The sequence below is a fragment of the Streptomyces sp. NPDC050263 genome, assembly GCF_040655955.1.
GTDB lineage: Bacteria > Actinomycetota > Actinomycetes > Streptomycetales > Streptomycetaceae > Streptomyces.
On the sequence record NZ_JBFAKW010000118.1, the window covers coordinates 23,431 to 29,628 of the forward strand.

The 6,198-nt window shown below is 72.2% G+C and carries 4 protein-coding genes; all 4 read left to right on the forward strand.

Annotated features, from left to right (window positions below; all coding sequences use genetic code 11):
* The first annotated feature begins 12 nt into the window (after positions 1 to 12).
* From AB0J04_RS36120 to AB0J04_RS36135, 4 genes are read left to right on the forward strand one after another with little or no spacing between them, the layout of a single operon-like run.
* Positions 13 to 876 carry a bifunctional methylenetetrahydrofolate dehydrogenase/methenyltetrahydrofolate cyclohydrolase gene (locus tag AB0J04_RS36120; RefSeq protein WP_363172839.1) on the forward strand — a complete coding sequence of 288 codons (864 nt, stop codon included), beginning with the start codon at positions 13 to 15 and terminating at the stop codon, positions 874 to 876.
* A 31-nt stretch (positions 877 to 907) separates the two neighbouring features.
* A complete protein-coding gene (locus tag AB0J04_RS36125; RefSeq protein ID WP_363172840.1) occupies positions 908 to 2,140 on the forward strand; it encodes a sarcosine oxidase subunit beta family protein in 1,233 nt (410 codons plus the stop codon).
* Positions 2,141 to 2,159: 19 nt separating this feature from the next.
* Positions 2,160 to 5,435 (forward strand): sarcosine oxidase subunit alpha family protein, encoded by a 3,276-nt coding sequence (locus AB0J04_RS36130; RefSeq protein ID WP_363172841.1) that lies wholly within the window; start codon positions 2,160 to 2,162, stop codon positions 5,433 to 5,435.
* The gene (locus AB0J04_RS36135) at positions 5,428 to 6,030 is read left to right on the forward strand and encodes a sarcosine oxidase subunit gamma family protein (RefSeq protein WP_363172842.1); all 603 of its coding nucleotides are present in this window, start codon (positions 5,428 to 5,430) and stop codon (positions 6,028 to 6,030) included. The genes AB0J04_RS36130 and AB0J04_RS36135 overlap by 8 nt, the downstream gene beginning before the upstream one ends.
* The last annotated feature ends 168 nt before the right edge of the window (positions 6,031 to 6,198 follow it).

Below are 6,198 nucleotides of genomic sequence, written 5' to 3' on the forward strand. Positions count from 1 at the left end.
GGAGTACCGCAAGTGACGGCACAAATCCTCGACGGCAAGGCGACCGCTGCCGAGATCCGTCGTGAACTCGCCGACCGGGTGGCCAAGTTGACGGCCGACGGCGGTCGCCCGCCGGGCCTCGGCACGGTGCTGGTCGGCGACGACCCGGGCAGCCGGGCCTACGTCGCCGGCAAGCACCGCGACTGTGCCCAGGCAGGCATCGCCTCCATCCGCCGGGACCTGCCCGCCGACGCCACCCAGCGGCAGGTCGAGGACGTCGTCGACGAACTCAACGCCGACCCCGCCTGCACCGGCTACATCGTCCAGCTCCCGCTGCCGCGCCACCTCGACGCGGCCGCCGTGCTGGAGCGCATGGACCCGGCCAAGGACGCCGACGGCCTGCACCCCGTCAGCCTCGGCCGGCTCGTCCTGGGCGTCGACGCCCCGCTGCCCTGCACCCCGCGCGGCATCGTCGAACTGCTCCGCCGCCACGACGTCCCGCTCGCCGGCGCACGCGTGTGCGTGATCGGCCGGGGCATCACGGTCGGACGGCCGATCGGACTCCTCCTCACCCGCCGCTCCGAGAACGCCACCGTCACCCTGTGCCACACCGGCACCAAGGGCCTGGCCTGGCACGTACGCGAGGCCGACATCGTCGTCGCCGCCGCCGGCTCGGCCGGGCTGATCACCAAGGACATGCTGCGCCCCGGCGCGGCGGTTCTGGACGTCGGCATCACCCGCGACGACCAGGGCACTCTGGTCGGCGATGTGCACCCGGACGCCGCCCAGGTGGCCGGATGGATCGCGCCGATGCCCGGAGGCGTGGGACCCATGACGCGGGCGATGCTGCTCGCCAACGTAGTCGAGGCCGCCGAGAGGAACGCGAACACCGTATGAACCTGTCCCTCGTGACGGACGGAGACGTCCGATGAGCCCCCGCACCCCCGGCGCCGAGCTCCCCGAGCACCCCGACTGGCTGTGGCGCACGCCCGAGCCGAAGCGCAGCTACGACGTCATCGTCGTGGGCGGCGGCGGCCACGGCCTGGCCACCGCCCACTACCTGGCCAAGAACCACGGCATCACCAACGTCGCCGTGCTGGAGAAGGGCTGGCTCGCGGGCGGCAACATGGCCCGCAACACCACGATCATCCGCTCCAACTACCTGTGGGACGAGAGCGCGGGCATCTACGAGCACTCGCTCAAGCTGTGGGAGGGACTGGCGGAGGAGCTCGACTACCCGATCCTCTTCTCCCAGCGCGGCGTGCTCAACCTCGCCCACAGCCTCCAGGACGTCCGCGACAGCGTGCGCCGCGTGGAGGCCAACCGCCTCAACGGCGTCGACGCGCAATGGCTGGACGCCGAGCAGGTCGAAGAGGTCTGCCCGATCGTCAACATCTCACCGGACGTCCGCTACCCGGTCCTGGGCGGCACCTACCAGCCGCGCGCCGGCATCGCCAAGCACGACCACGTGGCATGGGGCCTGGCCCGCTCCGCCGACGCGGCCGGCGTCGACATCATCCAGAACTGCGAAGTGACCGGCCTCGACATCGTCGGCGGCCGGGTGGTCGGAGTCCAGACCACCCTGGGCCCCATCGCGGCGGGCAAGGTCGCGCTCTGCTCGGCCGGTCACACCTCGGTCCTCGCCGCCATGGCCGGCATCGAACTCCCGCTGCAGAGCCACCCGTTGCAGGCTCTGGTCTCCGAACTGCTGGAGCCGGTGCACCCGACGGTCGTCATGTCCAACGCCGTCCATGTGTACGTCAGCCAGGCGCACAAGGGCGAGCTGGTGATGGGCGCGGGCATCGACTCCTACAACTCGTACACCCAGCGAGGCGCGTTCCACATCATCGAGGAGCAGATGTCGGCGGCGCTGGAGCTGTTCCCGGTCTTCGCGCGAGCCCATGTGCTGCGCACCTGGGGCGGCATCGTCGACGTCAGCCCCGACGCCTCGCCCATCGTCGGCCTCTCCCCGGTCGACAACCTCTACCTCAACTGCGGCTGGGGCACAGGCGGGTTCAAGGCCACCCCGGGCGTCGGCTGGGTCTACGCCCACACCATCGCCCACGACACTCCTCACCACCTCAACGCCCCCTTCTCGCTCGACCGTTTCACCACCGGCGCGCTCGTCGACGAGCACGGCGCGGCCGCGGTGGCCCACTAGTCCACCAGGGAGTCGAACCATGCTGCTCATCCCCTGCCCCTGGTGCGGGCCCCGCGACGAGGCCGAGTTCCACTACGGCGGCCAGGCCCACGTGCCCTACCCGCAGGACCCGGCGTCCCTCACCGACGAGGAGTGGGCCCGCTACCTGTTCTTCCGCGACAACCCGAAGGGCCCGTTCGCCGAACGCTGGACCCACGCGGCGGGCTGCCGCCGCTGGTTCAACGCGGTACGGGACACGTCGACGAACGAGATACTGACGGTGTACAGGTCGGGAGAGGAACGCCCGGCGGCTCCTGAGCCCCGTCCCGTGCACTCAGCCCGTCTGGGGGCACCCCCTCTGGGGGAGTTTGAGGACAAGGCCCCTTCGGGGCCGACGGGGGGCCAGGGGGCAGAGCCCCCTCGCGGGGTCGAAGGGGCGGAGCCCCTGGGGACGGTGGGGGTCCCCTCTCTGGGGGAGGGCAAGGGCGGCGAGGGCGAAGCATCATTCCGCCACCCCACCCGCGGCCGAATCCACCGGGACACCCCCCTCACCTTCACCTTCGACGGCACCGAATACCAGGGCTACAAGGGCGACACCCTCGCCTCCGCCCTCCTCGCGGGCGGCGTCGTCCAGGCCGGCACCAGCATCAAGCTCGGCCGCCCGAGAGGCATCTTCTCGGCCGGCGTCGAAGAGCCCAACGCGGTGGTCCAGATCGAGGCCCCCTTCCCCGAGCCGATGCTTCCCGCGACGGCCGTCGAGCTGTACGACGGCCTGGTCGCGAGCAGCCTCCCCGGTCAGGGCCGCCTGGCCACCGAACCGGACCCCGCCCGCTACGACGCCGTCCACGCCCACTGCGATCTGCTGATCGTCGGAGCGGGCCCGGCCGGCCTCGCGGCCGCCGCGGCGGCCGCGAGAAGCGGCGCCCGTGTCATCCTCACCGACGACCAGCCGGAGCCCGGCGGCAGCCTCCTGGGCACGGCCGAACACCTCGACTGGGTGGAGCAGGTCACCGGGCAGCTCGACACGGCACCCGAGGTGCGAGTCCTGCGCCGCACGACCGTGTTCGGCTACTACGACGACAACCACCTCCTCGCCGTCGAACGCCGTACCAACCACCTCGGCGCGGCGGCCCCCGAGAACGTCTCCCGCGAGCGCGTCTGGCGCATCCGGGCCCGTCGAGTCGTCCTCGCCACCGGCGCCCACGAACGGTCACTCGCCTTCGCGGACAACGACCGTCCCGGAGTGATGCTGGCGGCCTCGGCCCGCACCTACGTCAACCGCCACGGCGTCCTGCCCGGCCGTCACGCGGTCGTCTTCACCACCAACGACAGCGCCTACGCGGCAGCGCTGGACCTCGACGCGGCCGGCCTGGACATCGCGGCGATCGTCGACACCCGCGCCGAAGCCGGCGAGTGGGCGGAGCGCGCCCGGGCGGCCGGCATCCAGGTGCTGACCGGGCACGCCGTCACCGGCACGGAGGGCGAGGCGCGCCTCACCGCCGTGACCGTCGCCCCGTTCGGGGAGTCCACCGGGCAGCGGGAGTTCGCCGCCGACCTGCTGCTGGTCTCCGGCGGCTGGAACCCTGTGGCGCACCTGTTCAGCCAGGCGGGCGGCAAGCTGCGCCACGACGAGACGCTGGGCTCCTTCGTACCCGACAGCTGCCGCCAGGCGGTCGAGGTCGTGGGCGGCGCGAACGGCGTCCTCGACCTGCCCGCCGTCCTCGCCCAGGGCGCCGCCGCCGGCGCACGCGCCGTCGAGGCCGAGGGCTACACCGCCGCCGCGCCCCGTCTCCCTGCCACGGACGCCCCGCCGCGGACGACGGCGGCCATGCACGTGTACGTCGTCCCCGGCACCCCGGGCGCCCCCCGCTTCGTCGACCTGCAACGGGACGTCACCGTCGACGATCTGGTCCGGGCGACCGGCGCCGGAATGCGCTCGGTCGAGCACACCAAGCGGTACACCACGGCCGGCACCGCCAACGACCAGGGCAAGACCTCCGGCGTCCTGGCCAGTGGCGTCGTCGCCGAACTGCTCGGGGTGGACGTCTCGGCGCTCGGCACGACCACGTTCCGGCCGCCCTACACGCCGGTCTCCTTCGCGACGCTCGCCGGCCGGGACCGCGGCGCGCTCCACGACCCGATCCGCACGACCGCCGTCCACGAGTGGCATGTCGCGCACGGCGCGCTCTTCGAGAACGTCGGCCAGTGGAAGCGGCCCTGGTACTACCCGCAGGGCGGCGAGGACATGGAGACCGCGGTGCTGCGCGAGTGCGCAGCCGCCCGCGAGAGCGTCGCCTTCATGGACGCCTCCACCCTCGGCAAGATCGACGTCCAGGGTCCCGACGCGGCCGCCTTCCTCGATCTGCTCTACACCAACATGATGAGCACGCTGAAGGTCGGCATGATCCGCTACGGCGTCATGAGCCGTCTGGACGGCATGATCTTCGACGACGGCACGGTCATCCGCGTCGCCCAGGACCGCTTCCTCGTCACCACGACCACGGGCAACGCGGCGGCCGTGCTGGACTGGATGGAGGAGTGGCTCCAGACCGAGTGGCCCGAACTCCGCGTCCACTGCACCTCCGTGACCGAACAGTGGGCCACCGTGGCCCTGGTCGGCCCGAAGTCCCGCGCGGTGCTCGGCGCGCTCGCGCCCGAACTGGCCGTCTCCAACGAGGACTTCCCGTTCATGGCCTGGCGCGAGACGACCGTCGCCGGCATCGACGCGCGCGTCTGCCGGATCAGCTTCTCCGGCGAACTCGCCTACGAGATCAACGTGTCACCGTGGGAGGCCCTCGCCCTGTGGGAGGCACTGTACGAGGCGGGCGCCCCGTACGGCATCACCCCGTACGGCACGGAGACCATGCACGTCCTGCGCGCCGAGAAGGGCTACCCGATCATCGGCCAGGACACGGACGGCACGGTGACTCCGCAGGATCTCGGCATGGGCTGGGCGGTGTCGAAGAAGAAGCCCGACTTCATCGGCAAGCGCTCCTACGCCCGCGCCGACGCCGTCCGCCCCGACCGCAAGCACCTGGTCGGCCTGCTCCCCGAGGACCCGGGCGCCTTCCTCCCCGAGGGCACCCACCTGGTCGCCGACAGCGTGCTGCCCGCACCGCCCGTCCCGATGCTCGGCCATGTCACCTCCAGCTACCGCAGCGCCGCCCTCGGCCGGACCTTCGCGCTCGCCCTCATCAAGGGCGGCCGGGACCGCATCGGCGAGCGCCTGTACGCCCCCGTGGGCGACCGGCTGGTTCCGGTGACGGTCGCAAGCCCCGTCCTCTACGACCCCGAGGGAGCCCGCCGCGATGGCTGACACCGCACTCACCGCCCCGCCCCGCAGCCCCCTGTCGCACGCCGCGGGTCGTCTGGCCGCCGCCACCCGCGCCTCCGGGGGCGCGATCCGGTTGGCCGAACTGCCCTTCCTGGCCCAGCTCGATGTGCGTCTCGACGCCAAGGGGGCGGCGGCGGACGCCGTCGGCCTCGCACTGGACCTCCAACTGCCCCTCGAACCCAACTCCGTCGTCCACGCGGGGGAGTTGTCGGTGCTGTGGCTCGGCCCGGACGAATGGCTGCTGATGGGCCGGCCGGGCACCCAACGGGACCTGGAGAGCCGGATCAGGGAGGCCGCCGAAGACGCACCCGTGTCCGTCACCGACGTCTCCGCCCAGCGCACCACGCTGCTCGTCACCGGCCCCCGCGCCCGCGACCTGCTGGCCCACGGCTGCCCGCTGGACCTGCACCCGCGCGCCTTCGGCGCCGGCCGCTGCGCCCAGACGACCCTGGGCCGCACCCAGGTCGTCCTGGTCGCCCGGGACGAACCCCGGGCCGGATTCTGGGTCCTGGTCCGTGCGTCCTTCGCCGGCTACCTGACGGACTGGCTGCTGGACGCGGCGACGGAATACGTCTGACACCTCGACGAGGTCAGCTGTGGGAGCCCCCTGAGGGCTCCCACAGCTGACCTCGTCTTCTGTCCGTCAGCATTCGATGATGTTGACCGCCAGCCCGCCCCGGGCCGTCTCCTTGTACTTGACGCTCATGTCGGCGCCCGTTTCCTTCATGGTCTTGATGACCTTGTC

Excerpts from the sequence above, each read along its gene's own strand:
- AB0J04_RS36135 (WP_363172842.1), top strand. The coding sequence starts at position 5,428 with ATGGCTGACACCGCACTCACCGCCCCGCCCCGCAGCCCCCTGTCGCAC.
- AB0J04_RS36125 (WP_363172840.1), top strand. The coding sequence starts at position 908 with ATGAGCCCCCGCACCCCCGGCGCCGAGCTCCCCGAGCACCCCGACTGG.
- AB0J04_RS36130 (WP_363172841.1), top strand. The coding sequence starts at position 2,160 with ATGCTGCTCATCCCCTGCCCCTGGTGCGGGCCCCGCGACGAGGCCGAG.